We start from the raw sequence: 25,520 nt of genomic DNA, 5'->3' as shown, positions 1-25,520 counted from the left end.
ACCGACAGGGTGCCGTGACCGCCGAGCCGGCGCATGGCCGGAAGGAGCAACGCGATGGTTCTAGATTTCCTCAGACGCGGAAACCGTGCAGAGGCACCGGAGCAGAAGGCGAGTGCCGCCGGGCCGATCGTGGCCTACCAGAGCACGGGCCGCGTCGCCTGGAGTCCGCGGGACACGGTGTCGCTGACGCGGTCCGGTTTTACCGGCAACCCTGTCGGGTTCCGCTCGGTCAAGCTGATCGCGGAAGCCGCATCGGCCCTGCCGCTGATCCTGCAGGACGCGACACAGCGCTACGAGCAGCACCCGATGCTCGACCTGGTGACGCGCCCGAACCCCATGCAGGGCCGGGCGGAGCTGCTCGAGGCGCTATACGCGCAGCTTCTGCTGTCGGGCAACGGCTATGTGGAGGCGGTGACCGACGGCGAGGCTTTTCCGGTGGAACTTCATGTGCTGCGGTCGGACCGGATGTCGGTGGTTCCGGGGGTGGACGGCTGGCCCATCGCCTACGAATACGCCGTCGGCGGGCGCAAGCACCGCTTCGACGCCAGCGGCGCGGTATTGCCGATCTGTCACATCCGCAACTTTCACCCGCAGGACGATCATTACGGGTTCAGCCCGCTACAATCGGCGGCGATGGCGCTCGATGTGCACAACGCGGCGAGCCGCTGGTCGAAGGCGCTGCTGGACAATGCCGCGCGGCCGAGCGGGGCGATCGTCTACCGCGGCGCCGAGGGGCAGGGCTCGATGAGCACCGGCCAGTACGAACGCCTGGTCAGTGAGATGGAGAGCCACCACCAGGGCGCGCGCAACGCCGGGCGGCCGATGCTGCTGGAGGGTGGGCTCGACTGGAAGCCGATGGGCTTTTCGCCCTCGGACATGGAATTCCAGAAGACCAAGGAGGCCGCGGCGCGCGAGATCGCGCTGGCCTTCGGCGTGCCGCCGATGCTGCTGGGCATCCAGGGCGACGCGACCTACGCGAACTACCAGGAGGCGCACCGCGCCTTCTACCGCCTGACCGTGCTGCCGCTGGCCACGCGGGTCACCGCCGCGCTGGCGCATTGGCTGTCGGCCTTCGGCGGCGCGCCGGTCGAGTTGAAGCCGGACCTTGACCAGGTCTCGGCGCTGGCCGCGGAGCGCGATGCGCAATGGGCGCGGGTGGCGCAGGCCGATTTCCTGACGCGCGATGAGAAACGCAGGTTGCTCGGGCTTCCGGCGCTGGAGGACGGGGAATGACGCAGGCCTCACCCGATCGGTTCACGCACCATGTCTACCCGTTCGACGATCTCGAGACGGTGTTCCGGCGGATCGACGCGCGGATCTCGGCCATCGAGAAGGCCGCGAACCGGCTCGAGACCGAACTCGCCGTGGCGGAGGAGAAGCGCAAGCTGATCGAGCAGCGCTTCAACCAGGTGGATTCGCGGCTCGACCGGATCGACGGGCATGTCGCGCGGTTGGTCTGGCTGATCTTCGCGGGCCTGATCGGCGGAATGGTGTCCTTCCTGATGGAAGGCGGACCGTTCGGCGGCTGAGCGCCGCGCTGCAACAAAAATCCGCGAGGGCGGGACGAGGAGTGGGACGATGACGGAAGACAACGGGTTGGAACGGAAGTTCGCGCGGTTCGGGGACGCCCTGGAAGTGCGCGACGGAACGCTGATCTGCGGCTATGCGAGCCTCTTTGGTGCGCCGGACCAGGGCGGCGACATTGTGCAACCGGGCGCCTATGCGGCATCTCTCGAAGAGCTGGCGCGGAACGGACGCCGGGTGAAGATGCTGTGGCAGCACGACCCGGCGCAACCGATCGGGGTCTGGGACGAGATCCGCGAGGACGCGAAGGGCCTGTGGGTCAAGGGCCGTCTGCTCGAGACCGTGGAACGCGGGCGCGAGGCCGCAGCGCTGGTCGCCGCGGGCGCGATCGACGGGTTGTCGATCGGCTACCGGACGCGGCGGGCGGCCAAGAACGACGCGGGGCGAAGGCTCCTTACCGAACTGGATCTTTGGGAGGTGTCGCTTGTGACCTTTCCGATGCTTCCCAGTGCGCGGGTCGCGGGCAAGTCCGGAGAGGACCTTATCGACCGCATCCTGCGCGACATGGCCGCGACCTTCGAGGGTGCGCGCGCCGATCTGGCGCGACGCTGACGCGCTGCAGGGCTCACCAGAGCGCGAACCACCCAGACCAAAGGGAAATGCCTATGAGCAAGACCGAAGCGAAAGCTGCGGCCGGGGGCGCACCGTCTCCAGCCGAGGAAGTTCGGCAGGCCGTCACCGGCTTTGTCCGGGATTTCAAGAGCTTCCAGGACGACATCGAAACCAGGATTCAACACAACGAAGAGCGACTGACCATGCTGGACCGCAAGACACATCTGCAACGCACGCCTCTGGGCGGGGCCATCGACGCGGGCGCACCGCACATCAAGGCGTTCAACGCCTATCTCCGCTCGGGCGACGACGACGGGCTGCGCGGGCTCGAGATGGAGGCGAAGTCGCTGTCGACGGCGGTCAACTCGGACGGCGGCTATCTTGTCGATCCGCAGACCTCGGAGACGGTGAAGTCGGTACTGAACGCCACCGCCTCGATCCGGTCGATCGCCTCGGTGGTGAATGTCGAGGCGACAAGCTATGACGTGCTGATCGACCACGGCGATGCCGGGGCGGGCTGGGCCACGGAGGGCGGCGCGAGCGTCGAGACCGATACGCCGAAGATCGACCGGATCACGATCCCGCTGCATGAACTGAGCGCCCTGCCGAAAGCCTCGCAGCGCCTGCTCGACGACAGCGCCTTCGACATCGAAAGCTGGCTGGCGGGCCGGATCGCCGACAAGTTCGCCCGCGCCGAGGCCGCGGCCTTCGTCGCCGGTGACGGCATCGACAAGCCGAAGGGGTTTCTTGCGCACACGGCGGTCGACAACGACGTCTGGGCCTGGGGGAACCTCGGCTATGTGCCGACGGGCGTGGATGGTGACCTGACTGCCGATGCCATCGTCGACCTGGTCTATGCGCTGGGGGCGCAGTACCGGGCCAACGCCAGCTTCGTGATGAATTCCAAGACCGCCGGGCGCATCCGCAAGCTCAAGGATGCCGACGGGCGGTTCCTGTGGAGCGACGGCATGGCCGCGGCCGAGCCGGCACGCCTGATGGGCTACCCGGTGCTGATCGCAGAGGACATGCCCGAGATTGCCAGCGGCTCCTTCGCGATCGCTCTGGGCGATTTCGCGGCCGGCTACACGGTCGCCGAGCGTCCCGACCTGCGCGTACTGCGCGATCCGTTCAGCGCCAAGCCGCACGTGCTGTTCTATGCCACGAAGCGCGTGGGCGGCGACGTGAGCGATTTCGCCGCGATCAAGCTGCTGAAGTTCGGCCTCGCCTAAGCGCGTGCGCCGAGACCGGGCCGGGGTTCCGGCCCGGGCCGGCGCGCGCGAGGCGTTCGCGTTGTCTAGCTGCTCCCCTCCGACCGAGCAACGCGGGGTCCGCGCGCGTCCGGCATTTGCCGGCGCAGGGAGACAAGTGGAGAGAAACCCATGATGTTGATCGAGAAAACGACGCTCCCGGATGCGGCGATGCCGGTCGAGGACTTCAAGACACACCTGCGGCTTGGAACCGGCTTCGGCACGGACGGGCTGCAGGACAGCGTGCTGGCGGGCTTTCTGCGCGCGGCGATGGCGGCGGTGGAGGCACGCACGGGCAAGGTTCTTCTGCAGCGCGATTTCGACTGGACGCTGACCTTCTGGCGCGACGGCGATGCGCAGGTCCTGCCGGTCGCGCCGGTGTCGGTCGTGTCGCGCGTGGCGCTGGTGGCGCGCGACGGGAGCGAGACCGACATCCCGGACCAGAGCTACCGGCTGGAACGGGATGGACAGCGACCGCGTCTTCGGGCGACGGGTGCGGGCCTGCCGACGATCCCCTTCGGCGGATCGGTGCAGATCGAGTTTTCGGCCGGGTATGCCGCGGAGTGGTCCGCCCTGCCGGCCGACCTGCGGCAGGCGGTGTTGCTGCTGGCCGCGCATTACTACGAGTACCGCAACGAAACGGCGTTCGTTGACGGCCACATGCCCTTTGGCGTGGCGAGTTTGATCGAGCGATACCGGGCGCTGCGCATCGGGGCGGGGGCGGCGCGATGACGCCGCGGCTGAACCGCAGGCTCGTGCTGGAAACGCCCGAGACCATTCCGGACGGGGCTGGCGGGTTCGACAGCGTCTGGGTGGCCCTGGGGACGATCTGGGGCGAGGTGACGGCGCGGACGGGGCGTGAGCTGGCACAGGCGGAGGCGGCGATATCGCGCATGAGCTTCCGGATCGTGGTGCGCGCCGCGCCTTTCGGGTCTCCGGATCGGCCGCAGCCGCAACAGAGGTTCCGCGAGGGTCAGCGGATCTTCCTGATCGAGGCCGTGGCCGAAGAGGATGCGGACACGCGTTACCTGACCTGCTTTGCCACCGAGGAGGTCGCGGTATGACCTATGCGCTTTCCGGCGCGTTGCAGGCCGCCGTCTATGCCGCGCTGAATGCAGACGCGACGCTGACGGGGCTTGTCGCGGGTGCGATCTATGACGCCGTCCCGTCGGGCATCCTGCCGGCGACCTATGTGAGCCTTGGCGCGGAGCGCGTGCGGGATGCCTCGGACGCGACTGGATCGGGGGCGCTGCACCGCATCTTCGTTTCCGTCGTCACGACGCAGCCGGGGTTCTCCACGGCCAAGTCGGTGGCGGGCGCGGTGTCGGACGTGCTGCACGATGCCGATCTGTTGCTGAGCCGAGGACGGCTGGTCTTTCTGCGCTTCGAGCGTGCCGAGGCGCGGCGCATCGATGCCGGTGCGGGGCGCGAGATCCGGATGATCTTTCGCGCCCGCGTCGAAGACGACTGATACATCATCACAGGAGAAGCCCTCATGGGAGCCCAGAACGGAAAAGACCTGCTCGTGAAGGTCGACATGGCCGCCAACGGCCAGTTCACGACGCTCGCGGGCCTGCGCGCCACGCGGGTCAGCTTCAACGCCGAGACCATCGACGTGACCAGCCTGGAAAGCCAGGGCGGCTGGCGCGAGCTTCTGTCGGGCGCTGGCGTGCGCTCGGTCTCGATCTCGGGGTCCGGCGTGTTCCGGGACGCGGCGACGGATGAACGCGCGCGGCAACTGTTCTTTGATGGAGAAGCGCCGGATTTCCAGGTCGTGATCCCGGATTTCGGCATCGTACAGGGACCGTTCCAGGTCACGGCGATCGAATACGCGGGCAGCCACAACGGCGAGGCGACCTACGAGCTGAGCCTTGCCAGCGCGGGCGCGCTGAGCTTCGTCGCGGTCTGAGGACGGGACCATGGCCAATCCGTGGCGGGGCGAGGTGGCGCTGGTGATCGATGGACATGAGCAGGTGCTCAAGCTGACGCTGGGCGCACTGGCGGAACTCGAGTCCACGCTCGGCGAGGACACGCTTGTCGGCCTCGCGGGACGTTTCGAGAGCCAGCGTTTTTCGAGCCGCGACATCATCGCGCTGCTCGAGGCCGGACTGCGCGGCGGCGGCGGCGAATTGCCCGAGGGCGGGCTGGCGCAGGCAGAGATTGCCGGGGGCCCGATGGCGGCCGCGCGGGCTGCGGCCGAGCTTTTGGCGCGGGCCTTCACGCTGCCCGAGACATGAGCCGGCTGGCCTGGGCGGATCTGCTGCGCATCGGCCTGCAGCGGCTGCGGCTGAGCCCGGAAGACTTCTGGGCGCTGACACCGGCGGAGTTGCAGCTGATGCTGGGCTCGCCGAGCCGGAGCGGTCCGCTGCTGAGCACGGGGCTGGTGGCCCTGATGGCGCTTTACCCTGATGACGGGGAGGGAACAGACGATGAGCGATGACGGACGTTTCGAGGATCTCGAGGCCCGCAGCGAGGGGCTGAACGAGACGCTGGGCCAGACCAGCATCCTGGTGTCGGGCTTCGACAGCGAGCTGCGCCGGATGCGCTCGTCGCTCGAGGCGACGAGCCATGACGTGACAACGCTGGACCGCGGGTTGAGCCGCGGGCTGCGCAAGGCCTTCGACGGGGTGATCTTCGACGGACTGCGCCTGTCGGACGCGCTGACGAACATGGCCGAGAGCATGATCAGCACCACCTACAACGCCGCGATGCGGCCGGTCGCGGACCATTTCGGTGGCATGCTGAGCAAGGGCGTCGGCGGGCTGATGGAGGGCATTCTGCCTTTCGCGGACGGCGCGCCGTTCAGCCAGGGCCGGGTGATGCCGTTCGCATCGGGCGGGGTCGTGAGTTCGGCGACCTATTTCGGAATGCGCGGCAGCACTGGGCTGATGGGTGAAGCCGGGCCCGAGGCGATCATGCCGCTTGCCCGCGGGCCCGACGGCAAGCTCGGGGTGCGCGGATCCGGCGGCGCGGGACCGACGATCGTGATGAACGTCACGACACCGGACGTGCAGGGGTTCCGACGCAGCCAGGGACAGATCGCGGCGCAGATGAGCCGTGCGCTGAACCGCGGCCAGCGCAACCGGTAAGGCAGGAGAGGGACGGGCCATGAACTTTCACGAGGTCAGGTTTCCGGCACGGCTGAGCTTTGGCTCGGTCGGTGGGCCGCAGCGGCGCACGGATGTCGTCACGATCAGCAACGGCTTCGAAGAGCGCAATGCGCCCTGGCAGCATTCGCGCCGGCGCTACGACGCGGGCGTGGGCATGAAGTCGCTGGACGACGTGGCCGAACTGATCGCGTTTTTCGAGGCGCGCTACGGTCAGCTTTACGGGTTTCGCTGGAAGGACTGGTCGGACTTCCGCTCCTGTCTGCCCTCGCAGCAGATCGGGGCTTTCGATCAGCGCATCGGGGTCGGCGACGGCCAGCAGTCGGCTTTTCAGCTGACCAAGACCTACCGGTCGGGGTCGCATGAATACGTGCGCCCGATCGCGAAACCCGTCGAGGGTACGGTGCGCGTCGCCGTCGAGCAGGACGAACTTCAGGAAGGCGTCGACTACAGCGTCGACTTCGCCAAGGGCATTGTGAGCTTTTCCGCACCGCCGGACAGCGGGATGCTGGTTTGGGCGGGCTACGAATTCGACGTGCCCGTGCGGTTTGACACGGATGGCATCCAGACCAGCGTGGCCAGCTTCCAGGCCGGCGAGGTGCCCAACGTCCCCATTGCCGAGGTGCGGGTCTGATGGCTGGCTCTGACGCGCTGAAGGCGCATGTGGAGAGCGGCCTGACGACGGTTGCGCATTGCTGGGCGATCACGCGCCGGGATGGCGTGACCTTCGGGTTTACCGATCACGATGCGGACCTGACCTTCGAGGGGATCTCCTTCCGCGCGGAGACCGGTCTGACCGCGCACGCCCTCAGCCAGAGCACGGGCCTTTCGGTCGACAATACCGAGGCGTTGGGCGCGCTGAGCGCCGCCGCCGTGCGCGAGGACGAGATCGAGCAGGGACGCTTCGACGAGGCCGAGGTGCGGGCCTGGCTGGTCAATTGGGCCGACGTGTCCGAGCGCTGGTTGCAGTTCCGTGGCACCATCGGCGAGATCACTCGGACCGACGGCACCTTTCGCGCCGAGTTGCGCGGGCTGACCGAGGCGCTGAACCGACCCTTGGGGCGGGTCTACCAAAGGCCCTGCACGGCGGTGCTGGGCGACGCCGCCTGCGGCTTCGATGTGACCGCACCGGGATTTTTCTACACGCTGCCGGCTGAAGTCATCGAAGACATGCGGGTCTTTGGCTGGGACAGCAGCCTGGGGTTCGACGAGGGTTGGTTCACACGTGGCCGGCTCGAGGTCCGGGCGGGGGCCGCCAATGGCCTTTGGGGCACGATCAAGAACGACCGGATCGAGAACGGGCGTCGGGTGATCGAGCTGTGGGAGCCGATCCGGGGCGAAGTGGGTGTGGGCACGCAGGTCAGGCTGATCGCCGGGTGCGACAAGCGGTTGGAGACCTGCCGGCTGAAGTTCGACAACCTCCTCAATTTCCGGGGCTTTCCGGACATCCCGGGCGAGGACTGGCTGATGGCGGTGCCACGGTCCGGTGGGCTCAACGAAGGCGGGAGCCGGCGATGACCGAAGCGCGGGAGGACGTGGTTGCCGAGGCGCGGCGCTGGATCGGCACGCCTTACGTGCACCAGTGTTCGCTGAACGGGGCCGGGGCCGATTGCCTCGGTTTGTTGCGCGGTGTCTGGCGCGCCCTGCTGGGGGCGGAGCCCGAGCCGGTGCCGCCCTATTCGCGCGACTGGTCGGAACCGCGCGGCGAGGAACAGCTGTGGGCGGCGGCGCGGCGTCATCTGCAGCGCAAGGAAATCGGCGACGCTGCGGCGGGCGACGTGCTGCTGTTCCGGATGCGCGCGGGATCTGTCGCCAAGCATCTCGGCATCGTTGCGGAGACCGGCGAAACTCCGAGCTTCGTGCATGCCTATTCCGGGCACGGCGTGGTCGAAAGCCCGCTGAGCGCGCCCTGGCGGCGCCGGATCGTCGCGCGTTTCGCGTTTCCCGGGGGATTTGAGCAATGACCACGATCGTACTTTCCGCCGCCGGCGCCGCGATCGGTGGCTCTCTCGGCGGCTCGGTGGCGGGGCTGTCCTCGGTCGTCATCGGACGTGCCATCGGGGCGACCATCGGGCAGGTGATCGACCAGAGGCTGCTGGGCAACGGGTCCGAGGTCGTCGAGACCGGCCGGGTCGACCGCTTTCGGCTGACGGGCGCGGGCGAGGGCGCGGCGATCGCGCGGATCTACGGCCGCACCCGTATCGGCGGTCAGGTCATCTGGGCCTCGGACTTCCTGGAAACCTCAGAGACCAGCGGCGGCGGCAAGGGCGGTCCGTCCGAGCCGGAGACGCGCAGCTACAGTTACTTCGTGAGCCTTGCCGTGGCGCTCTGCGAAGGCGAGATCACACGGGTGGGACGTATCTGGGCGGACGGCGAGGAGGTGTCTCCGGACGGGCTCAACTTGCGGGTCTACAAGGGCACGCAGGACCAGTTGCCGGACCCGGCGATGGAGGCTGTCGAGGGCGCGGGGACGGTGCCGGCCTATCGCGGGACGGCCTATGTCGTCTTCGAGAACCTGCCGCTGGAACGTTTCGGCAACCGGGTGCCGCAGTTCACCTTCGAGGTGTCGCGGCCCGAGCAGCCGGACGCGCCGGGGGCCGAGGCCGATCCGACGTGGTCGGTGAAGGGCGTGGCGATGATCCCCGGAACTGGGGAGTACGCGCTTGCCACTACGCCGGTGCATTACTCGGGCGAGCCGGGGGCAGCATGGAGCGCCAACGTCAACTCTCCGACCGGGCGGGCGGATTTCGCGCTGTCGCTCGATGCGCTTGGCGACGATCTGCCCCAGATGCGCGCGGTGTCGCTGGTGGTGTCGTGGTTCGGTGACGACCTGCGCTGCGGGAATTGCCGTATCGCGCCCAAGGTCGAGAAGACGGACTACGACGGCCAGAACATGCCGTGGCGCGTGGCCGGGCTCGACCGTGCAGGGGCCGCGCTGATCTCTCAGGTGGGCGGACGCCCCGTCTATGGCGGAACGCCGACCGACCAATCGGTGATAGAGGCGATCCGGGCGATCGACGCGGCGGGCCACAAGGTTCTCTATTACCCGTTCATCCTGATGGATCAGCTGGCGGGGAACGGTCTGACCGACCCTTACGATCCAAGTGGCACCCAGCCGGAGCTGCCGTGGCGTGGACGGATCACGACGTCGCGCGCGCCGGGCGTGGCGGGCAGCCCCGACGGCACCTCCGACGCGATCGACGAGGTCGACGCCTTCTTCGGCACTGTCACGGCGGCGGATTTCACGGTTTCGGGCGAATACATCGCCTACACCGGGCCGGACGAATGGACGTTCACCCGCTTCATCCTGCATAACGCGGCACTCTGCAGGGCGGCGGGCGGGGTCGAGGCCTTCTGCATCGGCTCGGAGATGCGCGGCCTCACCCAGATCCGTGGGCCTCAGGATCGCTTTGTCGCGGTCGAGCGGCTGATTGCGCTTGCCGCCGAGGTGCGCAGCCTTCTGGGGCCCGAGACCAAGCTGAGCTACGCGGCGGACTGGAGCGAATACTTCGGCTACCAGCCGCAGGACGGCAGCGGCGACCGTTTCTTCCATCTCGATCCGCTCTGGTCGGATCCGAACATCGATTTCATCGGCATCGACAACTACATGCCGCTGTCGGACTGGCGCGACGGGGACGCGCATCTCGATGCCGATGCCGAGTATGTCTACGACCTCGACTACTTGCGCGGAAACATCGAGGGCGGCGAGGGGTACGACTGGTATTACCATTCGGCAGAGGCCCGGGAGGCGCAGGTCCGGACGCCGATCGTCGACGACTTGGCTGGCGAACCTTGGGTCTATCGGTACAAGGACATCCGCAACTGGTGGACCAACCTGCACCACGAACGGGTTGGCGGGATCCGAAAGGCGAACCCGACGGGCTGGGTGCCGGAATCGAAGCCGGTCTGGTTCACCGAGCTGGGCTGTGCGGCAGTCAACAGAGGGACGAACCAGCCCAACAAGTTTCTCGATCCGAAATCCTCGGAAAGCAGCCTGCCATATCACTCGAACGGGTTGCGCGACGACCTGATCCAGATGCAGTACCTGCGGGCGATGTATTCCTACTGGACCGACGGGCAGAACAACCCGGTGTCGTCGGTCTACGGGGCGCGGATGCTGAACATGAGCAGGGCCTTTATTTGGGCCTGGGATGCGCGGCCCTATCCCTATTTCCCGATCAACGACGAGCTCTGGGGCGACGGGGCGAATTACTATCGCGGGCATTGGCTGAACGGGCGCACGACCGCGCGCAGCCTCGCCTCGGTCGTGGCGGAAGTCTGCCGGGACGCGGGGCTGGTGCATTTCGACACCAGCCGGCTTTTCGGGACGGTGCGGGGCTACGCGGTGACCGACGTTGGAGATGCCCGGTCGGCGTTGCAGCCGCTGATGCTGCGCTATGGCTTCGACGCCGTCGAACGCGACGGGATGCTGTCGTTCCGGATGCGCAACGGTCGCGGTGCCGTGACGCTCGACAGGGACCGCCTTGCGCTGAGCCCGGAGCTTGACGGGGTGCTCGAGCAGACCCGCAGTTCGGACTCCGAGATGACCGGTCGGGTGCGGTTGCGCTTCGTGCAGGCGGATGCGGAGTTCGAGACCACCTCGGAAGAGTCGATCCTGCCCGACGAGGCGACGCATGCGGTGGCGGTGTCGGAATTTCCGTTGGTCTTGACGCGGGCGGAAGGTCGCCAGACGGTCGAACGCTGGCTGGCTGAAGCCCGCGTCGCGCGCGAGACGCTGCGCTTTGCCATGCCGCTGTCGATGACCTCGCTGGGCGCGGGCGACGTCGTCCGGCTGGATGCGGACGGCGAGGAGGGGCCGGCGCTCTACCGGATCGACCGGGTGGAAATGGGTGCGCACCAGATCGTCGAGGCGGTCCGGATCGAGCCGGATGTCTACAACCCCGCCGACTTCGTGGACGAACCGGCGCGGATGCGACGTTTTGTGGCGCCGGCGCCGGTGCTGCCGCTCTTCATGGACCTGCCGCTGATGAGCGGCGACGAGAAGACGCATGCGCCGCATGTCGCCGTCACCTCGCGCCCGTGGCAGTGCCGGATCGCGCTCTATCGGTCACGCGGTGGCACGAACTTCAGGCTTCAGGACAAGATCGGCAGGCGTTCGACCATCGGGGTGACGCAATCGGTGCTTCAGGCGGCGCCCGCGGGCATCTACGACCGCGGTGCGCCGCTGCAGGTCCAGCTGATCTCGGGCAGTCTCAGTTCGGTGGATACGCAGGAGATACTGAGCGGCGCCAACCTCGCCGCGATTGGCGATGGCAGCCCGGACGGCTGGGAGTTGTTCCAGTTCCAGAGCGCGGAGCTGATCTCCAAGCGGACCTACCTGTTGCGGGACCGCCTGCGGGGCCAATGCGGCAGCGACGGTGTCATGCCGGTGAGTTGGCCTGCGGGATCGTATGTCGTGCTGCTGGACGGCGTCCCCGAGCAGATCGATTTCCGGCGCAACCTGCGCGGTGTGGAACAGCACTGGCGGATCGGCCCGGCGCGGCGGCCCCTCAATGATCCGAGCTATGTCGAACAGGTGCTGGCCTTCGCCGGCAACGGGCTACGTCCCTATCGCCCGGCCCATCTTTCGGCGCTGCGCGAGGGCAACGGCGACCTGGCGCTGGGCTGGATCAGGCGCACGCGGATCGACGGTGACGGCTGGGACACGCCCGAGGTTCCGTTGGGCGAGGAAAACGAGCGCTACGCGGTGCGGGTGCTGCGCAACGGGTCGGTCCTGCGCGAAGTGACGCGCAGCTCTGCAGGTTGGACCTATTCGGCGGCAGATCAGGTCTCGGACGGCGCCGTGCCCCCGTTTTCGGTCGAAGTCGCGCAGGTGTCGGCCAGCTTCGGCGCCGGGCCGCGCGCGGTCGTCGTCGTTCAGGGCTGATGCGACCGGTTCTCGTGACCGACCTGCTGGCGGTCGCGGAAGCGCTTTGCGGCGTGCCCGCGGATCGGCGCGCGGCCTGCGCGCAGGACATCCTGGAGCGCGCCGAGATCGCCGACCGCTTTCGCAAGCGGACCGGGCGGCGCCATCCCCTGTGGGGCATCGGAACCCTGGCATCGGCGGTTGGACCCACCGGGGCCGGTCCGAGACCCGCCGCCGGCGACTACGACTTTCTGGCCTGCCTGTCGCTGGGTGCAGACGCGCTGCGCGCGCACCGGCTGGAGCGCGCAAGGATGTCGGGGCGGGTGCGGTAGCGGCCCCGAGGCATCGCGGACGCGAATGGCCGGCATCAAGGCTTTGCGTTTGGCAATTTATGCCTACATGGGATAGAAGCGGTGCCGAAAGGATCAGTCCCATGCTTGAAAAACGCTCCAAGGTCACGGCGATCGACCCGGTCTGGGACCAGATTTCCGAAGAGGCGCGCAAGGCCGTGCATGACGAGCCGCTGATCGGCGGCTTCATCCATGCCTGCATCCTGCATCACAAGAGCATCGACAAGGCGCTGTCCTACCGGATCGCGGCCAAACTGGCCTCGAACGAGATGTCGATGGCGGTGGTGCGCGATATCGTCGAGGAAAGCTACGCGGCCGACCCGAGTCTCGTTGCGGCGGCGCGTGCCGATCTCGTTGCGGTCTATGAACGCGACCCGGCCTGCCACCGGCTGCTGCAGCCGATCCTCTATTTCAAGGGTTACCAAGCAGTGCAGGCCTATCGCGTCGGGCATCATCTCTGGACGCAGGGCCATTACGACCTGGCCTATTTCATCCAGATGCGCGTATCCGAGATTTTTGGCGTCGACATCCATCCGGCGGCGGTGATCGGCAAGGGCATCATGATCGACCACGCCCATTCGATTGTCATTGGCGAGACGGCGGTGGTGGGTGACAACGTCTCGATGCTGCACTCCGTCACGCTGGGCGGGACCGGCAAGGAGGAAGAGGACCGCCATCCCAAGATCGGCAACGGCGTGCTGATCGGGGCAGGGGCCAAGGTTCTGGGCAACATCCGGGTCGGCAACTGCAGCCGGATCGCGGCCGGATCGGTGGTGCTGGAAGAGGTTCCGCCCTGCAAGACCGTAGCCGGTATCCCGGCGCGGATCGTGGGCGAGGCGGGCTGCGACCAGCCGGCGATCTCGATGAACCATATGCTGGTGCCGAACGCGCCGGAAAAATGATGTCTCACGGGTGCGCGCCGCTTACGTGGCGTTCACCCCACCCGCGCAATATGCTTGGAAATCTGCCCCAGAACCCTTATATTGTGGGCAGAAAAGAGGAAATGACCATGATCTGCGGACCCGATCCCATCGTCGTATGACTTACTCCTGCTTGGTTTCGACCAGGCGGCGGGCGTGCCGTGCCAGTTTCAGGCGCGGATAGGTTTCCTCGAATTCCCCGATGATCTGCAACCCGGCGTCCCGGCATTCGCCGACGTTCGACTGGATGCGGGTGATCGTGATGACTTTTCCCTCCACTGAAATCTTCGAGAAGCTCGGCAGGTTCACCCCGTCGATCTGCGCCTTGATCTTGTCGAGCAATCCGTAGAACAGCACGATCCGCGCGGTCAGCGAATTGCTCAGATGATGCAGCCGGTTGGTGTTGGTCGTGTAGATAATCGTATGATGCGCGTCGGTGATGTGCGGCAGGCTGTCCGGATTTTCGTCCATGTGCCTGCGGATCACGTCGATATCCGCCGAGACCTCGAGGAAGAACTCGAGGTCCCGGGTGTTGAAGTCGATCTCGGCGTAAAGCGCGCGGATCAGATTCTTCTGTTCCTCGCGCTTGCGGTACCAGGCGGCGATCAGTTCGAACCAGCGGGTCAGCAGCCACAGCCCGACCGTGACCGCCGCCGTCAGGAGGGCCCGGTCCCAGGTCACGGGATCAGGCCAGCATCACCATCGGGTTCTCGAGGTTTTCCTTGATCGCCTGCAGAAGCTGCGCGCCGAGCGCCCCGTCGATAACCCGGTGATCGACCGAGAGCGTGACCGACATCACTGTCGCCACCTTGACCTTGCCCTCCGAGACCACCGGCTTCTGCACGCCCGCGCCGACCGCGAGGATCGCGCCGTGCGGCGGGTTGATGACGGCGTCGAAGTTGTCGATGCCGAACATGCCGAGGTTCGAGATCGCGAAACTGCCGCCCTGATATTCATGGGGCGCGAGCTTGCGGTCACGGGCGCGGCTGGCGAGATCCTTCATCTCGGCCGAAAGCGCCGAGAGCGACTTCATCTCGGCGTCCTTCAGGACCGGCGTGAAGAGCCCGCCCTCGATCGCCACGGCCACGGCGACGTCGGAGGGGGCGAGTTTCAGGATGCGGTCCCCGGCCCAGACGGCGTTGGCATCGGGCACGGACTGCAGCGCCAGCGCGCAGGCCTTGATGATGAAGTCGTTGACCGACAGCTTCACGCCGCGCCCTTCGAGCTGCTTGTTGAGATCGCCGCGGAACTTGAGCAGCGCGTCGAGTTCGATGTCCCGGCGCAGGTAGAAATGCGGGATCTGCTGCTTGGCCTCGGTAAGGCGCGCGGCGATGGTCTTGCGCATCCCGTCGAGCTTGACCTCCTCGTAGTCGCGCCCCTCGTACATCTTGGCCACCGCGTCGGCGGAGGGGCCGGCGGGCGCGGCTGCGGCAGCAGGTGCCGCATCGGCCTTCTTTTCGGCGGGTTTCTTCGCCTCGGGTTTGGCGTTCTCGACGTCCGCCTTGACGATCCGACCGCGCGGGCCGGAACCCTTGACCGACGCGAGATCGAGCCCCTTTTCGGCGGCGATGCGCCGGGCGAGGGGGGAAGCGAAGATGCGCTCTCCGTCCCCGGATTTCGGGGCGGGCGGGGCGGCCTTGGCCGCTTCGCTTTCGGTCTTCTGCGTAGGCCGTTCGGCTTTGTCCTCGGCCTCTTTCGGGGCCTGGTCGGGTGCGTCGCCCTTGGCGTCCTTCTCGGCACCCGATCCGCCGGTGTCGATATCGTCGGCGCTCTCGCCCTCTTCCAGCAGCACGGCGATGGGCGTGTTCACCTTCACGCCCTCGCTGCCTTCGTCCACGAGGATCTTGCCGACGGTGCCTTCGTCAACGGCCTCGAACTCCATCGTCGCCTTGTCGGTCTCGATCTCGGCGAGGATGTCCCCCGACGCGACGGTATCGCCTTCCTTCACCAGCCACTTGGCCAGGGTGCCTTCCTCCATCGTGGGGCTGAGGGCGGGCATGAGGATTTCAATGGGCATGGCGCGCTCCTTAGCGGTAGGTGACCTGTTTCACGGCCTCGATGACCTCGTCGGTGGTCACCAGCGCGTGTTTCTCGAGGTTGGCGGCATAGGGCATCGGCACGTCCTTGCCGGTGCAGTTGATGACCGGCGCATCGAGGTAGTCGAAGGCCTCCTGCATGATCACCGAGGAGATGTAGTTGCCCACCGATCCCTGCGGCCAGCCTTCCTCGACGGTGACGCAGCGGTTGGTCTTCTTGACCGATTTCAGGATCGCGCCGGTGTCCATCGGGCGCAGGGTCCGCAGATCGATCACCTCGGCCGAAACGCCGTCTTCGGCAAGCTTTTCAGCGGCTTCCAGCGCGTAGCTCATCCCGATGCCGAAGCTCACGATGGTCACGTCCGAGCCTTCACGCCAGATCCGCGCCTTGCCGAACGGCACCGTGTAGTCGTCGAGGTCCGGGACATCGAAGCTGCGCCCGTAGAGGATCTCGTTTTCCAGGAAGATCACCGGGTTGGGGTCGCGGATCGCGGATTTCATCAGTCCCTTGTAGTCCGAGGCGGCGTAGGGCATCGCCACTTTCAGCCCGGGCACCTGCATGAACCACGCGGCATAGTCCTGGCTGTGCTGGGCCGCCACGCGTGCGGCCGCCCCGTTGGGGCCGCGGAACACCATCGGCGCGCCCATCTGGCCGCCCGACATGTAAAGCGTCTTGGCCGCCGAGTTGATGATCTGGTCCATCGCCTGCATGGCGAAGTTGAAGGTCATGAATTCGACGATCGGGCGCAGGCCACCGAAAGCCGCGCCGACGCCGATGCCGGCAAAACCGTGTTCGGTGATCGGCGTGTCGATGACGCGCTTGGCGCCGAATTCGTCGAGAAGCCCCTGGCTGATCTTGTAGGCGCCCTGGTATTCGGCGACTTCCTCGCCCATCAGGAACACGTTCTCGTCGCGCCGCATCTCCTCGGCCATGGCGTCGCGCAGCGCCTCGCGCACGGTCTGCTGCTTGAGCGTGGTGCCCTCGGGCCAGTCGGGCTCGACGTCGGGCTCCGGGTCCGGCGGGGCCGAGGCTGTGGTGGGGGCCGCGTCGGTGTCGTCCTTGCTGTCTTTTTCGTCCGCCGCGTCGTCCCCGTCCGAGGTCTGTTTGGCGGCGCCCGAGGACGCGCTCGTGTCGATGTCGTCGGCGCTTTCGCCCTCTTCCAGAAGCACGGCGATCGGCGTGTTGACCTTGACGCCTTCGGTGCCTTCCTCGACCAGAAGCTTGCCGACGGTGCCTTCGTCGACGGCTTCGAACTCCATCGTCGCCTTGTCGGTCTCGATCTCGGCGAGGATGTCGCCCGAGGAGACGGTATCGCCTTCCTTGACCAGCCATTTGGCCAGTGTGCCTTCTTCCATCGTCGGGCTCAGGGCCGGCATGAGGATTTCGGTTGCCATGTTACGCGTCCCCCTCGGGTGTAATCATTCCGACGACATTTCCCTGGCCGTCCTCGACATAGGCGCAGCGGCCGATGCCCTCGTAGTCCTGCAGGGGCAGGGCTTCGGCGCCCCCGTTCTTCAGCGCCCAGTCGTAGCGGTCGTCGCAGTCATCGACCTCGAAGGTCATCGTGCCACCGCGGATCGGCGACCCGGGCGCGGGCATCGCATCCGTGCGCCGCATGAGGCCGGCGGTCAGGCCTTTGTCGCCGCCGATGTCGCTTGCCTCGATGAGGTGATAGCCGACGTCCTCGCCGCCCGGCATCGCCGAAAAGGACCAGCCGAAAAGGCCCGCGTAGAAGGATTTCGCCGCTTCCACGTCGGCGACGTGAATCTCGAAATGCGGCATCAGACGGCTTCTCCCTGCGGGACTTCCTTGGCGTAGATGTCGGTCCAGAGCTCGTCGAGATCGGGTTCCGGGCTGGTCTTGGAGAATTCGGCGGCGTCGTTGACGATCTGCTTGATCTCCTTGTCGATGCCCTTGAGGTCGTCCTCGCTTGCGTGCTTGCCGTCGAGCAGCATGGTGCGCACGTGCTCGATCGGATCGCGCTCGTCGCGCATCTTCTGAACCTCCTCGCGGGTCCGGTACTTGGCCGGGTCCGACATCGAGTGGCCGCGGTAGCGGTAGGTCTTTACCTCGAGGATATAGGGGCCGTTGCCGGCCCGGCAGTGGGCCACGGCCTTCTCGCCGGCGGCCTTCACCGCCAGCACGTCCATGCCGTCGACCTCCTCGCCCTCGATCCCGTAGGCGGCCCCGCGTTCCCACAGCGACGGCGACTTGGTCGAGCGCTTGACGGAGGTGCCCATGGCGTACTGGTTGTTCTCGATCACGAAGACCACCGGCAGGTCCCACAGCTCGGCCATGTTGTAGGTCTCGTAGACCTGGCCCTGGTTGGCCGCGCCATCGCCGAAATAGGCAAAGGTCACGCGGTCGTTGCCGAGATACTTGTCGGCAAAGGCGAGGCCCGCGCCAATCGGCACCTGGGCCGCAACGATGCCGTGGCCGCCGTAGAAATGCTTCTCTTTCGAGAACATGTGCATCGAGCCGCCCTTGCCCTTCGAATAGCCGCCCTCGCGGCCGGTGAGCTCGGCCATCACGCCGCCGGGGTCCATCCCGCAGGCCAGCATGTGCCCGTGGTCCCGGTAGGAGGTGACGCGCTTGTCGCCTTCCTCGGCCGCCGACTCGAGCCCGACGACCACCGCCTCTTGTCCGATGTAGAGGTGGCAGAAGCCCCCGATCAGGCCCATCCCGTAAAGCTGGCCGGCCTTCTCCTCGAAGCGTCGGATCAGCAGCATGTCGCGGTAATATGCCTTCAACTCGTCCGCGGAGACATTGGGGGTCTTCGCGGCGGCTTTGCGGGTCGCCATGGGGCTCCTCCCTCATTTGGCCCGGCGCGCCGGGCAAATAGTTTAGCATTAAACTATTGATTAGCGGATTCGCGCGGGCATTGCGAGGGCCAAATGCCGCCGCGTCAGAACGGCGGCGCGTGCGTCAGCGGATGACGATCTCGTCCGAGCGGATCATGCCAAGCACCGAGCGGGCCTGCTCGTCGAGCAGGTCGAGGTCGAGGTAGTCGTCCGACAGCCGCTGCGTGAGGTTTTCCATGCGCGCGACCGAGGCGTTGAGCTCGTCGAGCTGCATCTGAAGCGTGCGCGACTCCGCGTCGATCTCGGCGCGGCGAAACAGACCGTAATCTCCCTGCACGGCGGCGAAGGTGAAATAGGTCGCGACCGAGAAGGCGATGGAAAAGAAGAAGAAACTTCCAAGCGCGGGACGTGCGGTGCGGTTCATGAATGCTCTGCCTCGGGCGTCTCTTGGTGGACGTGGAGCGACTATTGCACAGCCGATTCGCCGTGTGAATCCCCGCCGATGCACACGGATTCAACGCCGTGCGAAACCGGTGCAAATCGGCACCGCTCTGACGGCGGTGTCGTGGCCTGCGCGGCTTTCAGCCGCTCAGGGCCGCGACACCCGGCAGGGTCTTGCCTTCCATCCACTCCAGGAACGCACCGCCCGCGGTCGAGACATAGCTGAAGTCGTCGGCAACGCCGGCGGCGTTGAGCGCGGCCACCGTGTCGCCGCCGCCGGCGACCGACACGAGCTGGCCCGCGCGCGTCAGCTCTGCCGCCCGCTTTGCCGCCGCGACGGTGGCCGTGTCGAACGGCGGGATCTCGAAGGCACCCAGCGGGCCGTTCCAGATCAGCGTCTGAAGGTTCTCGAAAGCACCGGCGATGGCCGCCACGCTTTCGGGACCTGCGTCCAGCACCATCTGGTCGTCCTCCAGCACCGTGTCGGGGCCGAGCTTGAGCGTCTCGTATCCGGCGCCTTGCTTGAATTCGCGCGCCACCAGCCCGTCGACCGGCAGCTGGATCGTGCAGCCGGTGCTGTCCGCTTTCGCCATGATGCCGTTGGCGGTCTCGATCAGGTCCGGCTCCAGCAGCGAGGCGCCGAGCTGCGCGCCCTTTGCGGCCAGGAAGGTGTTGGCCATGCCGCCACCGATGATCAGCACGTCGAGCTTGCCGACGAGGTTCTCCAGCAACTCGATCTTGGTCGAGACCTTGGCCCCGCCGACGATGGCCGCCACGGGCCGCTTCGGTTGTGACAGTGCCTGTTCCAGCGCCGAGAGTTCGGCTTGCATCAGGCGACCCGCGCAGTTCGGCAGCAAGTGCGCCACGCCTTCCGTGCTGGCGTGGGCGCGGTGCGCGGCCGAGAAGGCATCGTTGCAATAGACGTCGCCGAGGCTGGCGAGAAACTTCGCCATCCCGGGATCGTTCGCCTCTTCCTGCGGGGCAAAGCGCGTGTTCTCGATCAGAACCACGGATCCGTGGTCGAGATCCTTCAGCGCGGCGGGGTCGGGACGCTCGACGAATGTCATCTTGTGCCCCAGTGCGTTTTCCAGCGCGGGCAGGGTGACCCGCAGCGACATCTCGGGCACCACCTTGCCCTTGGGCCGGCCGAAATGCGCCAGCAGGATCGGGGTGCCGCCCTTCGACAGGATGTCCTCGATCGTCGGCACGATGCGGTCGATCCGCGTGGTGTCGGTCACGCGCCCGTCCTCCACCGGCACGTTGATGTCCACGCGCACCAGCACGCGCTTGCCGTCGAGGTCCATGTCGTCGAGTGTCTTCCAGGCCATCGTCCATCCTTTCGGCTTGCCGCTTGCCCTCGTGTTTCGGCGCAATCCGTGCGCGGGTCAATGCGCGGCTTGGCATTCGCGGGTGCGAAGATTAGGTAGTCGCAGGACAAAGCATGAGGAGCGCCGCAGATGGCCGAGATCAAAGACCCCGAGAACACGATCCTGATGGAGCTCAAGGACGGCACGGTGACGATCGAGCTGTTGCCCGACGTGGCCCCCGGGCATGTTGCCCGGATGAAGGAACTGGCGCGCGCCGGGGCCTATGACAACGTCTGCTTTCACCGCGTGATCGACGGGTTCATGGCTCAGACCGGCGACGTGCAGCACGGCAACATGGAAGACGGGTTCAACATCCGCATGGCCGGCACCGGCGGGTCGGACCTGCCCAACATCCCGGCGGAGTTCTCCAAGATCCCGCATGCCCGCGGATCGCTTGGTGCGGCGCGCTCGGCCAATCCCGACTCGGCCAACAGCCAGTTCTTCATCAACTTCAAGGATAATGATTTCCTCAACGGCCAGTACACGGTCTATGGGCAGGTCATCGCCGGCATGGAGCATGTCGACGCCATCGCCCGGGGCGAGCCGCCTGCGAAACCGGACCGGATGATCTCGGTCAAGGTGGCCGCAGATGCGTAGTCTTTCCGTCGCGATCGCCGCGCTGTCGCTGGCGACGCCCGCTCTTGCCAGCGAGATGCAGATCGAAGTCGCGGGTGCAGCCAACGGCACCATCACCATCGATCTGCTCGAGGAGGTGGCGCCGAACCATGTCGCGCGCATTTCCGAACTGGCGCAGGCGGGGGCCTATGACGGGGTGGTCTTTCACCGCGTGATCGACGGCTTCATGGCCCAGACCGGAGATGTCGCCTTCGGCAAGCAGGGCGGCGACATGTCGCGCGCCGGCATGGGCGGCTCGGACGGCCCCGATCTCGGCGCCGAGTTCTCCGACATTCCCTTCGACCGCGGCGTGGTCGGCATGGCCCGCGCGCAGGACCCGAATTCGGCCAACAGCCAGTTCTTCATCATGTTCGACGAAGGGTATTTCCTCAACGGCCAGTACACGGTCGTCGGTCGTGTGACCGAGGGGCTCGATGTGCTCGATGCGATCAAACGCGGCGAGGGGGCCAACGGCGCGGTGATCGGCGCGCCGGACGTGATGCAGACGGTCACCGTCACCGACTGAAGCCTGCCACCTTCGGCCTGGCGGCATCAGGCGCCGGGGGTGACAGCATCCTCGGCGCCGACGAACCGCGTAACCGCACTCGCGAGCGCCGCCCAGTCGGTGAACTCGTGTGGCCCGCCCGGGTCGACGTCGCGATCACGCAGAACCACGTGGCGCAGCACCTGTTGCGAGAAATAGTCGTAGCGATCGGACCGGATCGCCCCGGCCACCAGCATGGTCTCGTCCGGCGTCAGACCAGTGCGCATCGCCATCTCGGTCACGTACTCCTCCGCTTCCTCAAGCCCCTCCTCGAAAGAGGCACTGAGGCTCACCGACAGCATCAGCGTCTCGCACATTGCAAGAGACGCGCGATGCGCCGCCAGAAACACCTCGAAGGTCTCGGGATGGCGCCGCTCGTGCACCGGGGCCGCCAGAATCACCTGCCGTACCCCCTCGAACGAGACCGGCGCCGTGCGCTTCGCGGTGTCGAAAAGAACGGCCTGTCGCCCGGTGTCGCGCACGGTCCGCGCGACGGCGTCCGCGATTTTCCCGGTCTGCCCTTCCACGGTGGCAAAGACGATCAGTACGGTCATGACCCCTCCGGTCGCCGGACGGTCCCGGCGCTTGCTGCTGGCCTCAGTCTGGACCGCCACCGCCGCGCGGTCCTTGTCCGAGATCAAGGCGATCCGGGCTTTCGGTGCTATCCTCTCTGGTTCGACAAATATCCCGGGGGACTCGCGCCATGCGCGACGGGGGCAGCGCCCCCTTGCTCCGTCGACCGCGGCGCGTCGGGCACGAAAAAAGGCGCCGGCCGGGCCGACGCCTTCGATCATCAGATCCGAACGTGGGTCAGGAGGCCGGATTCGGCTTGGCCACCGGCGCGGTTTTCGCACCCGGGTTCAGCGGGTCGTCCTGGCGCTGCACGGAGCCTTCGAAATGCGCGCCGGATTCGATCGCGATGGTCTTGTGGATGATGTCGCCCTCGACCCGCGCTGTCGAGGTCAGACGCACCTTGAGACCCCGCACGCGGCCCACCACACGGCCGTTCACGACGATGTCGTCGGCGATTACCTCGCCCTTGATCGTCGCCGTCTCGCCGATGGTGAGCAGGTGAGCGCGAATGTCGCCCTCGACGGTTCCTTCGACTTGGATGTCTCCGGTCGTCTTCATGTTCCCCGTGACATGCAGGTCGGACGACAGCACGGATGCGGGCGGTTTGGGCTTCGGCGCGCTCGGCTTGTAGTCGCTGCCCGAAGAGGACGGCGAGGACGCGGTCGCGCTGCTCGTGGAGGGCTTGTCCGCGTCGGACGGCTTCGGGCCGGGTTCGTTGATCTTGCTCTTAGAAAACATCTCTCGCTGCCTTGATGTAGGTCATGGGGTTAACCGGCCGCCCATTGACGTGCACCTCGTAGTGCAGGTGCGTCCCGGTCGAACGTCCGGAAGATCCCATATCACCGATGCGATCCCCGCGCGAGACCTTTTGCCCAACTTTCACGCGAACCTTCGCCAAGTGCGCATAGAGCGTTTCGATGCCGAAGTCATGCCGGATCTGCACCACGCGTCCGAACCCGGATTGCCAGCCGGCCTTGACCACCGTGCCGTCGGCGGTCGCATGCAACGGAGTGCCGTGCGCGCCCGCGAAATCCAGTCCATTGTGCATGCGCCGGCCGCCGGTGATCGGGTCGCGGCGCGATCCGAACCCGCTCGTGAAGCGGTAGCCGCCTTTCAGCGGGTTCGCGAAGGGCGCCTTTTCGGCGGCAAGCCGATAGAGGTTCAGCCGGTCCATCTGGCCCAGCAGCCGGTTGGCGCGCATCGCGTCCGGCGTGGGCTCCTCGCCGCGGGTCGAGAACGAGATCGGCGTCAGCGGCCCGCCGGTACCCGAATAGCCGCGACGTACCTGGTCGAGCACCCGGTCGGGGTTCATCCCGGCGGCCTTGAACATCTTGTCGAGCGGGGTGACCGAGACCGTCATCGCCTCTTCGAGCTGGCGGAAGATGGTGTCGTTCTGTTCCTTCATGAGTGCGATCTCGAAGGCAAGCTCGTCGGCCGCCTCGATCGCGTCCTCGGCATTGGCGCGGATCTCGTCGCGCTCGGCGGCGGTGCGGGCCAGCGCCTCGGACAGGAAATCGACCGGCACCGGCGGCTCGGCCATCGCCAGCACGATGTTGCCGGCGTCGTCTTCTGCGGTGCCCTCGAGCTGGGCCAAGGCGGTGCGGGCGGTGTCGCGGTCGCGCATGGTGTCGCGCAGCGTCGCCTGGATCACCTCGATCCCGGTCTCGAGCTCGCGCCGCCGAGTCTCGGAGGTCAGCAGGTCGGACTGCATCCGCGAAATCTGGTCGAGGGCCGCGTTGAAGCGTTCCTGCGCCGCAAGCGCCTCGGCGGCGCGCCCGTCGCGTTGCGCGGAGAGTTCGTTCAGCCGCGCCTGGTAGCTGCGCTGGTCACGGATCGCCTGCTCGCGGAAGTTGCCGGCGCCGATGCTGTCCATGAGGATGATCGCGGTGGCGAAGATGGCCCAGCCGACGACGACCGAGCATCCTGCGACGGTGACAAGCTGGGTGGCGGGTCGAAGGCGGATGAAGCGCGTGTCGCTGTCGGATTTGAGAAAGACCCGTCGTTCCGGGAACCAGTGTTCAAGCACCGAGTCGATCCTGATCGCCAGCCGTGTACGCACGTATTCTGCCCCTCTACCGTTTCCCGTCGCCTTCTCCGGGTCCCCCACCCGGAAACGGTTCCCGCAACTGATTAGAGAGCCTGCGGCAATGCGGCAACCCTGTTGACGCTTCGGGTTCCATCCATGCGCTCGATTTCGCGATACTGGCAAAAATCCGCCGATCTCAACGGGTTGGCGTAGCGTCAGCGGGCCTGTTCGGCCAGCGGCCAGTAGAAATCCGGCGGCAGGCCAGCCTCGGCGCGCTTCTCCTCGTTGAACGGCGGCTTCAACGCGCCGTGGAAATATTGGCGCACCAGGACGTGAAATGCGTCCTTGGGATCGAGGTCGTGGCGCCCGCAGAGGAAGTGGAACCACTTCGACCCATAGGCGACGTGGGCGACCTCTTCGGCGTAGATCGTCTCAAGGGCCTTCACCGCGTCCTCGGCACCGGCCTTTCGGAAGATCTCGATCATGCCCGGTGTCACGTCGAGCCCGCGCGCCTCGAGCACCATCGGCACCACGGCGAGCCGGCCCATCAGGTCGTCCGCAGTATCCTCGGCCGCGCGCCACATCCCGGCATGGGCAGGCAGGGCGCCATAGAAACTGCCCATCGCTTCAAGACAGTCGCACATCAGGTTGAAATGCTTCGATTCCTCGTCTGCGGCCCGGACCCAGTCGTCGTAGAATCCGGGCGGCATGGCGGTGTCGGCGAAGCGCGCGATCACGTCCCAGTGGAGGTCGACGGCATTGAGCTCGATATGCGCAACCGCGTGCAGCAGCGCGATGCGTCCCTCCGGACTGCCGGGCCGCCGGCGCGGCACGTCGCGGGGCGACAGCAGTTCGGGCCGGTCGGGGCGCGCGGGATGCGGCGGCGGATCGGCGCGGCCGATCTCGGGCAGCGCCCCTTGCGCCCGCGCGGCCTGCCACTCGGCGGCAAAGCGCCGCGACAGGGCCGTCTTCTCGCGGCCGTCAGCGGTCCGCAGAACCGCCTCGGCCATTTGCGCCAAGGCGATCACAGGGCGCGGACCGCCTCGAGCACCTCGTCGACATGGCCCGGCACCTTCACCTTGTTCCAGACCCGCGCGACAGTGCCTTGCGCGTCGACGAGCACCGTGGTGCGTTCGATGCCCATGAACTTTTTGCCGTACATGCTCTTTTCCTTCCAGACGCCGTAGTCCTCGCAGACCGATCCGTTCTCGTCGGACAGAAGCGGCACCTGCAGCCCGTGCTTGGCGATGAACTTCTCGTGCTTTGCCAGGCTGTCCTTCGAGATCCCGAAGACCCGCGCGCCGGCGGCTTCGAAATCGGCGCGGGTCTCGGAAAAGCCGATGCTTTCCTTGGTGCAGCCGGGCGTGTCGTCCTTGGGATAGAAGAACAGGACCACCGGCTGTCCCTTGAGGTCCGAGAGCGTGATCTCGCCCTCGGTGCCGGGCAGGGTAAAATTCGGGGCGGGCTGGGAAACTTCGGGCATGGCTCTC

General features: G+C 66.7%; 31 protein-coding genes. 19 read left to right on the top strand and 12 right to left on the bottom strand.

The window, feature by feature from the left end; genetic code table 11:
* The first annotated feature begins 54 nt into the window (after positions 1 to 54).
* From R5H30_RS02420 to cysE, 17 genes are all read left to right on the top strand, one after another.
* Positions 55 to 1,233 carry a phage portal protein gene (locus R5H30_RS02420; RefSeq protein ID WP_318326390.1) on the top strand — a complete coding sequence of 393 codons (1,179 nt, stop codon included), beginning with the start codon at positions 55 to 57 and terminating at the stop codon, positions 1,231 to 1,233.
* Positions 1,230 to 1,529, top strand: a complete 300-nt coding sequence (locus tag R5H30_RS02415; protein ID WP_318326389.1) for a hypothetical protein — start codon at positions 1,230 to 1,232, stop codon at positions 1,527 to 1,529. Before R5H30_RS02420 ends, R5H30_RS02415 begins: the two co-directional genes overlap by 4 nt.
* Positions 1,530 to 1,578: 49 nt before the next feature.
* Positions 1,579 to 2,136: an HK97 family phage prohead protease gene (locus R5H30_RS02410; protein WP_318326388.1), complete on the top strand. Its 558-nt coding sequence runs from the start codon at positions 1,579 to 1,581 to the stop codon at positions 2,134 to 2,136.
* Between the two features lie 53 nt (positions 2,137 to 2,189).
* Positions 2,190 to 3,365: a phage major capsid protein gene (locus R5H30_RS02405; protein WP_318326387.1), complete on the top strand. Its 1,176-nt coding sequence runs from the start codon at positions 2,190 to 2,192 to the stop codon at positions 3,363 to 3,365.
* A gap of 150 nt (positions 3,366 to 3,515) precedes the next feature.
* On the top strand, positions 3,516 to 4,115 hold the full coding sequence (locus R5H30_RS02400; protein WP_318326386.1) for a head-tail connector protein: 600 nt from the start codon (positions 3,516 to 3,518) through the stop codon (positions 4,113 to 4,115).
* Complete coding sequence (locus tag R5H30_RS02395; RefSeq protein ID WP_318326385.1) at positions 4,112 to 4,447, top strand: head-tail adaptor protein; 336 nt, start codon at positions 4,112 to 4,114, stop codon at positions 4,445 to 4,447. Before R5H30_RS02400 ends, R5H30_RS02395 begins: the two co-directional genes overlap by 4 nt.
* Positions 4,444 to 4,854 carry a DUF3168 domain-containing protein gene (locus R5H30_RS02390; RefSeq protein WP_318326384.1) on the top strand — a complete coding sequence of 137 codons (411 nt, stop codon included), beginning with the start codon at positions 4,444 to 4,446 and terminating at the stop codon, positions 4,852 to 4,854. Before R5H30_RS02395 ends, R5H30_RS02390 begins: the two co-directional genes overlap by 4 nt.
* A gap of 24 nt (positions 4,855 to 4,878) precedes the next feature.
* Positions 4,879 to 5,292: a phage major tail protein, TP901-1 family gene (locus tag R5H30_RS02385; RefSeq protein ID WP_318326383.1), complete on the top strand. Its 414-nt coding sequence runs from the start codon at positions 4,879 to 4,881 to the stop codon at positions 5,290 to 5,292.
* Between the two features lie 10 nt (positions 5,293 to 5,302).
* Positions 5,303 to 5,620: a gene transfer agent family protein gene (locus R5H30_RS02380; RefSeq protein ID WP_318326382.1), complete on the top strand. Its 318-nt coding sequence runs from the start codon at positions 5,303 to 5,305 to the stop codon at positions 5,618 to 5,620.
* Positions 5,617 to 5,823: a rcc01693 family protein gene (locus tag R5H30_RS02375; protein ID WP_318326381.1), complete on the top strand. Its 207-nt coding sequence runs from the start codon at positions 5,617 to 5,619 to the stop codon at positions 5,821 to 5,823. Before R5H30_RS02380 ends, R5H30_RS02375 begins: the two co-directional genes overlap by 4 nt.
* Positions 5,813 to 6,472 (top strand): RcGTA-type gene transfer agent tail tape measure protein, encoded by a 660-nt coding sequence (locus R5H30_RS02370; RefSeq protein ID WP_318326380.1) that lies wholly within the window; start codon positions 5,813 to 5,815, stop codon positions 6,470 to 6,472. The genes R5H30_RS02375 and R5H30_RS02370 overlap by 11 nt, the downstream gene beginning before the upstream one ends.
* A 19-nt stretch (positions 6,473 to 6,491) precedes the next feature.
* Complete coding sequence (locus tag R5H30_RS02365; protein ID WP_318326379.1) at positions 6,492 to 7,124, top strand: phage distal tail protein, Rcc01695 family; 633 nt, start codon at positions 6,492 to 6,494, stop codon at positions 7,122 to 7,124.
* On the top strand, positions 7,124 to 8,008 hold the full coding sequence (locus tag R5H30_RS02360) for a phage/gene transfer agent baseplate hub protein (protein ID WP_318326378.1): 885 nt from the start codon (positions 7,124 to 7,126) through the stop codon (positions 8,006 to 8,008). The genes R5H30_RS02365 and R5H30_RS02360 overlap by 1 nt, the downstream gene beginning before the upstream one ends.
* Positions 8,005 to 8,454: a C40 family peptidase gene (locus R5H30_RS02355; RefSeq protein WP_318326377.1), complete on the top strand. Its 450-nt coding sequence runs from the start codon at positions 8,005 to 8,007 to the stop codon at positions 8,452 to 8,454. The genes R5H30_RS02360 and R5H30_RS02355 overlap by 4 nt, the downstream gene beginning before the upstream one ends.
* A complete protein-coding gene (locus R5H30_RS02350; protein ID WP_318326376.1) occupies positions 8,451 to 12,377 on the top strand; it encodes a baseplate multidomain protein megatron in 3,927 nt (1,308 codons plus the stop codon). The genes R5H30_RS02355 and R5H30_RS02350 overlap by 4 nt, the downstream gene beginning before the upstream one ends.
* Complete coding sequence (locus R5H30_RS02345) at positions 12,377 to 12,688, top strand: DUF7742 family protein (RefSeq protein ID WP_318326375.1); 312 nt, start codon at positions 12,377 to 12,379, stop codon at positions 12,686 to 12,688. The genes R5H30_RS02350 and R5H30_RS02345 overlap by 1 nt, the downstream gene beginning before the upstream one ends.
* A 101-nt stretch (positions 12,689 to 12,789) precedes the next feature.
* Positions 12,790 to 13,608 (top strand): serine O-acetyltransferase, encoded by an 819-nt coding sequence (gene cysE, locus R5H30_RS02340; RefSeq protein ID WP_318326374.1) that lies wholly within the window; start codon positions 12,790 to 12,792, stop codon positions 13,606 to 13,608.
* A gap of 141 nt (positions 13,609 to 13,749) precedes the next feature.
* Here the strand turns inward: cysE and R5H30_RS02335 are convergent, their stop codons facing one another.
* The 7 genes from R5H30_RS02335 to R5H30_RS02305 form a co-directional block, all read right to left on the bottom strand.
* Complete coding sequence (locus tag R5H30_RS02335) at positions 13,750 to 14,307, bottom strand: hypothetical protein (protein WP_318326373.1); 558 nt, start codon at positions 14,305 to 14,307, stop codon at positions 13,750 to 13,752.
* Positions 14,308 to 14,311: 4 nt separating this feature from the next.
* On the bottom strand, positions 14,312 to 15,643 hold the full coding sequence (locus R5H30_RS02330) for a pyruvate dehydrogenase complex dihydrolipoamide acetyltransferase (protein WP_318326372.1): 1,332 nt from the start codon (positions 15,641 to 15,643) through the stop codon (positions 14,312 to 14,314).
* 10 nt (positions 15,644 to 15,653) lie between these two features.
* Positions 15,654 to 17,057 carry a pyruvate dehydrogenase complex E1 component subunit beta gene (locus R5H30_RS02325; RefSeq protein WP_318326371.1) on the bottom strand — a complete coding sequence of 468 codons (1,404 nt, stop codon included), beginning with the start codon at positions 17,055 to 17,057 and terminating at the stop codon, positions 15,654 to 15,656.
* Between the two features lies 1 nt (position 17,058).
* The gene (locus tag R5H30_RS02320) at positions 17,059 to 17,445 is read right to left on the bottom strand and encodes a VOC family protein (protein ID WP_318326370.1); all 387 of its coding nucleotides are present in this window, start codon (positions 17,443 to 17,445) and stop codon (positions 17,059 to 17,061) included.
* Positions 17,445 to 18,464, bottom strand: coding sequence for a pyruvate dehydrogenase (acetyl-transferring) E1 component subunit alpha (gene pdhA, locus R5H30_RS02315; protein WP_318326369.1), 1,020 nt, complete (start codon positions 18,462 to 18,464; stop codon positions 17,445 to 17,447). The genes R5H30_RS02320 and pdhA overlap by 1 nt, the downstream gene beginning before the upstream one ends.
* Positions 18,465 to 18,588: 124 nt before the next feature.
* On the bottom strand, positions 18,589 to 18,888 hold the full coding sequence (locus tag R5H30_RS02310; RefSeq protein ID WP_318326368.1) for an FtsB family cell division protein: 300 nt from the start codon (positions 18,886 to 18,888) through the stop codon (positions 18,589 to 18,591).
* A 157-nt stretch (positions 18,889 to 19,045) separates the two neighbouring features.
* Positions 19,046 to 20,233, bottom strand: coding sequence for a phosphoglycerate kinase (locus tag R5H30_RS02305; protein WP_318326367.1), 1,188 nt, complete (start codon positions 20,231 to 20,233; stop codon positions 19,046 to 19,048).
* Positions 20,234 to 20,362: 129 nt separating this feature from the next.
* Here R5H30_RS02305 and R5H30_RS02300 point away from each other — a divergent pair, with 129 nt between their 5' ends.
* Entirely contained in the window at positions 20,363 to 20,869 is a 507-nt protein-coding gene (locus R5H30_RS02300; RefSeq protein WP_318326366.1) for a peptidylprolyl isomerase, read from the top strand.
* Entirely contained in the window at positions 20,862 to 21,413 is a 552-nt protein-coding gene (locus tag R5H30_RS02295) for a peptidylprolyl isomerase (RefSeq protein ID WP_318326365.1), read from the top strand. The genes R5H30_RS02300 and R5H30_RS02295 overlap by 8 nt, the downstream gene beginning before the upstream one ends.
* 26 nt (positions 21,414 to 21,439) lie before the next feature.
* Here R5H30_RS02295 and R5H30_RS02290 read toward each other — a convergent pair whose 3' ends face one another.
* The 5 genes from R5H30_RS02290 to R5H30_RS02270 all read right to left on the bottom strand — a co-directional run bounded on the left by R5H30_RS02290 (position 21,440) and on the right by R5H30_RS02270 (position 25,513).
* A complete protein-coding gene (locus tag R5H30_RS02290) occupies positions 21,440 to 21,985 on the bottom strand; it encodes a flavodoxin domain-containing protein (protein ID WP_318326364.1) in 546 nt (181 codons plus the stop codon).
* 256 nt (positions 21,986 to 22,241) lie between these two features.
* A complete protein-coding gene (locus R5H30_RS02285) occupies positions 22,242 to 22,742 on the bottom strand; it encodes a bactofilin family protein (protein WP_318326363.1) in 501 nt (166 codons plus the stop codon).
* Positions 22,732 to 24,063, bottom strand: a complete 1,332-nt coding sequence (locus tag R5H30_RS02280) for a DUF5930 domain-containing protein (protein WP_318326362.1) — start codon at positions 24,061 to 24,063, stop codon at positions 22,732 to 22,734. Before R5H30_RS02280 ends, R5H30_RS02285 begins: the two co-directional genes overlap by 11 nt.
* Positions 24,064 to 24,245: 182 nt before the next feature.
* Positions 24,246 to 25,058, bottom strand: coding sequence for a ferritin-like domain-containing protein (locus R5H30_RS02275; protein WP_318326361.1), 813 nt, complete (start codon positions 25,056 to 25,058; stop codon positions 24,246 to 24,248).
* Positions 25,055 to 25,513 (bottom strand): peroxiredoxin, encoded by a 459-nt coding sequence (locus R5H30_RS02270; protein WP_318326360.1) that lies wholly within the window; start codon positions 25,511 to 25,513, stop codon positions 25,055 to 25,057. Before R5H30_RS02270 ends, R5H30_RS02275 begins: the two co-directional genes overlap by 4 nt.
* Positions 25,514 to 25,520: the final 7 nt, after the last annotated feature.

The sequence above is a fragment of the Roseobacter sp. FCG-D35 genome, assembly GCF_033436665.1.
Classification (GTDB): Bacteria; Pseudomonadota; Alphaproteobacteria; order Rhodobacterales; family Rhodobacteraceae; genus JAWQFO01.
Note: the sequence above shows the minus strand (reverse complement) of the source record. Positions and strands in the feature narration are given on the sequence as shown.

What these genes read in the sequence shown, in the direction of transcription:
- R5H30_RS02380 (WP_318326382.1), top strand. Translation starts at nt 5,303, where the DNA reads ATGGCCAATCCGTGGCGGGGCGAGGTGGCGCTGGTGATCGATGGACAT.
- R5H30_RS02365 (WP_318326379.1), top strand. Translation starts at nt 6,492, where the DNA reads ATGAACTTTCACGAGGTCAGGTTTCCGGCACGGCTGAGCTTTGGCTCG.
- R5H30_RS02415 (WP_318326389.1), top strand. Translation starts at nt 1,230, where the DNA reads ATGACGCAGGCCTCACCCGATCGGTTCACGCACCATGTCTACCCGTTC.
- R5H30_RS02390 (WP_318326384.1), top strand. Translation starts at nt 4,444, where the DNA reads ATGACCTATGCGCTTTCCGGCGCGTTGCAGGCCGCCGTCTATGCCGCG.
- cysE (WP_318326374.1), top strand. Translation starts at nt 12,790, where the DNA reads ATGCTTGAAAAACGCTCCAAGGTCACGGCGATCGACCCGGTCTGGGAC.
- R5H30_RS02400 (WP_318326386.1), top strand. Translation starts at nt 3,516, where the DNA reads ATGATGTTGATCGAGAAAACGACGCTCCCGGATGCGGCGATGCCGGTC.
- R5H30_RS02360 (WP_318326378.1), top strand. Translation starts at nt 7,124, where the DNA reads ATGGCTGGCTCTGACGCGCTGAAGGCGCATGTGGAGAGCGGCCTGACG.
- R5H30_RS02290 (WP_318326364.1), bottom strand. Translation starts at nt 21,985, where the DNA reads ATGACCGTACTGATCGTCTTTGCCACCGTGGAAGGGCAGACCGGGAAA.
- R5H30_RS02270 (WP_318326360.1), bottom strand. Translation starts at nt 25,513, where the DNA reads ATGCCCGAAGTTTCCCAGCCCGCCCCGAATTTTACCCTGCCCGGCACC.
- R5H30_RS02350 (WP_318326376.1), top strand. Translation starts at nt 8,451, where the DNA reads ATGACCACGATCGTACTTTCCGCCGCCGGCGCCGCGATCGGTGGCTCT.
- R5H30_RS02285 (WP_318326363.1), bottom strand. Translation starts at nt 22,742, where the DNA reads ATGTTTTCTAAGAGCAAGATCAACGAACCCGGCCCGAAGCCGTCCGAC.
- R5H30_RS02320 (WP_318326370.1), bottom strand. Translation starts at nt 17,445, where the DNA reads ATGCCGCATTTCGAGATTCACGTCGCCGACGTGGAAGCGGCGAAATCC.
- pdhA (WP_318326369.1), bottom strand. Translation starts at nt 18,464, where the DNA reads ATGGCGACCCGCAAAGCCGCCGCGAAGACCCCCAATGTCTCCGCGGAC.
- R5H30_RS02370 (WP_318326380.1), top strand. Translation starts at nt 5,813, where the DNA reads ATGAGCGATGACGGACGTTTCGAGGATCTCGAGGCCCGCAGCGAGGGG.
- R5H30_RS02295 (WP_318326365.1), top strand. Translation starts at nt 20,862, where the DNA reads ATGCGTAGTCTTTCCGTCGCGATCGCCGCGCTGTCGCTGGCGACGCCC.
- R5H30_RS02385 (WP_318326383.1), top strand. Translation starts at nt 4,879, where the DNA reads ATGGGAGCCCAGAACGGAAAAGACCTGCTCGTGAAGGTCGACATGGCC.
- R5H30_RS02330 (WP_318326372.1), bottom strand. Translation starts at nt 15,643, where the DNA reads ATGCCCATTGAAATCCTCATGCCCGCCCTCAGCCCCACGATGGAGGAA.
- R5H30_RS02395 (WP_318326385.1), top strand. Translation starts at nt 4,112, where the DNA reads ATGACGCCGCGGCTGAACCGCAGGCTCGTGCTGGAAACGCCCGAGACC.
- R5H30_RS02355 (WP_318326377.1), top strand. Translation starts at nt 8,005, where the DNA reads ATGACCGAAGCGCGGGAGGACGTGGTTGCCGAGGCGCGGCGCTGGATC.
- R5H30_RS02310 (WP_318326368.1), bottom strand. Translation starts at nt 18,888, where the DNA reads ATGAACCGCACCGCACGTCCCGCGCTTGGAAGTTTCTTCTTCTTTTCC.
- R5H30_RS02345 (WP_318326375.1), top strand. Translation starts at nt 12,377, where the DNA reads ATGCGACCGGTTCTCGTGACCGACCTGCTGGCGGTCGCGGAAGCGCTT.
- R5H30_RS02375 (WP_318326381.1), top strand. Translation starts at nt 5,617, where the DNA reads ATGAGCCGGCTGGCCTGGGCGGATCTGCTGCGCATCGGCCTGCAGCGG.
- R5H30_RS02405 (WP_318326387.1), top strand. Translation starts at nt 2,190, where the DNA reads ATGAGCAAGACCGAAGCGAAAGCTGCGGCCGGGGGCGCACCGTCTCCA.
- R5H30_RS02410 (WP_318326388.1), top strand. Translation starts at nt 1,579, where the DNA reads ATGACGGAAGACAACGGGTTGGAACGGAAGTTCGCGCGGTTCGGGGAC.
- R5H30_RS02325 (WP_318326371.1), bottom strand. Translation starts at nt 17,057, where the DNA reads ATGGCAACCGAAATCCTCATGCCGGCCCTGAGCCCGACGATGGAAGAA.
- R5H30_RS02420 (WP_318326390.1), top strand. Translation starts at nt 55, where the DNA reads ATGGTTCTAGATTTCCTCAGACGCGGAAACCGTGCAGAGGCACCGGAG.
- R5H30_RS02300 (WP_318326366.1), top strand. Translation starts at nt 20,363, where the DNA reads ATGGCCGAGATCAAAGACCCCGAGAACACGATCCTGATGGAGCTCAAG.
- R5H30_RS02305 (WP_318326367.1), bottom strand. Translation starts at nt 20,233, where the DNA reads ATGGCCTGGAAGACACTCGACGACATGGACCTCGACGGCAAGCGCGTG.